General features: G+C 73.3%; 1 protein-coding gene. It reads left to right on the top strand.

The annotated features are described in order from the left end of the window. Positions 1-227 precede the first annotated feature (227 nt). Entirely contained in the window at positions 228-860 is a 633-nt protein-coding gene (locus ADK86_RS16380) for a TetR/AcrR family transcriptional regulator (protein ID WP_053697246.1), read from the top strand. The last annotated feature ends 65 nt before the right edge of the window (positions 861-925 follow it).

Genomic DNA, 925 nt, shown 5'->3' with positions numbered 1-925 from the left:
AGGTGAGGGGGCTGGGGCGGGAGGCGAAGGATGTTGGAACGGGTCCGTCGCGTCGTTACGGCCCCGTCTGGGGCGGCGGCGAGTCACGACGGAACGGGCCGGTTGCGTCGCTACGCATTCCGCCTGCGGCTAACGATAGAACGCTCCCGTATCGTCGTAACGCTGCCGAGCCTACGACCGCTCGACGTCGAAACGCAACCGTTGCGTCGCGACGCTAGGATCAAGGCATGGCAAAGGACGGCAGTGAAGTGACCGGGGCGACGGGTGCGACGGGCGGGCGGCGGGCGCCGGCCGGGGCCGCCGTGCTGCGCGAGGAGAAGACCGAGGCGATCCGCGCCGCGGTCTTCGAGGAGCTGGCGGCGGTGGGGTTCGCACGGATGTCCATCGAGGGCATCGCCAAGCGGGCCGGCGTCGGCAAGACCGCCGTCTACCGGAGGTGGCGCTCGAAGCTGCACCTGGTGCTGGACGTGGTCTCGGCGGTGGCCGCCGAGGGCCTGCCGTCGCCGGACACCGGGTCGCTGCGCGGCGACATCCGCATGCTGCTGGAGGTCGCGGCCCGCGCGCTGCGGCACCCGATGGCCGCACAAATCATCCCGGACCTGCTGGCCGAGGCGGCGCGCAGTCCGGAGATCGCCGAGGCGCTGCGGACCGCCCTGCTCGACAGCCAGCAGGGCGTCGCGGCGGCGATGGTGGCGCGCGCGGTGGAACGCGGCGAGCTGCGGCCCGGCGTAGACGCGCGCTTGGCCCTGGACCTGATGACCGGCCCGCTGTACTGGCGCCTGCTGGTCGTACGCGACGAACTGCCGAAGGGTTACCTGGACGAACTGGCCCTGGCGGTGGCGTCGGCCTTGGAGGCGTGAGGGGGTGGGGCCGGTCGGGGGCGGGGCGCGCCTGGTGCGGAGTGGGGCGCGGCCAGTTGGGGGCC

It is taken from the genome of Streptomyces sp. NRRL F-5755 (genome assembly GCF_001279365.1).
Lineage (GTDB): Bacteria > Actinomycetota > Actinomycetes > Streptomycetales > Streptomycetaceae > Streptomyces > Streptomyces rimosus.
Note: the sequence above shows the minus strand (reverse complement) of the source record. Positions and strands in the feature narration are given on the sequence as shown.

Excerpts from the sequence above, each read along its gene's own strand:
- ADK86_RS16380 (WP_053697246.1), top strand. The coding sequence starts at position 228 with ATGGCAAAGGACGGCAGTGAAGTGACCGGGGCGACGGGTGCGACGGGC.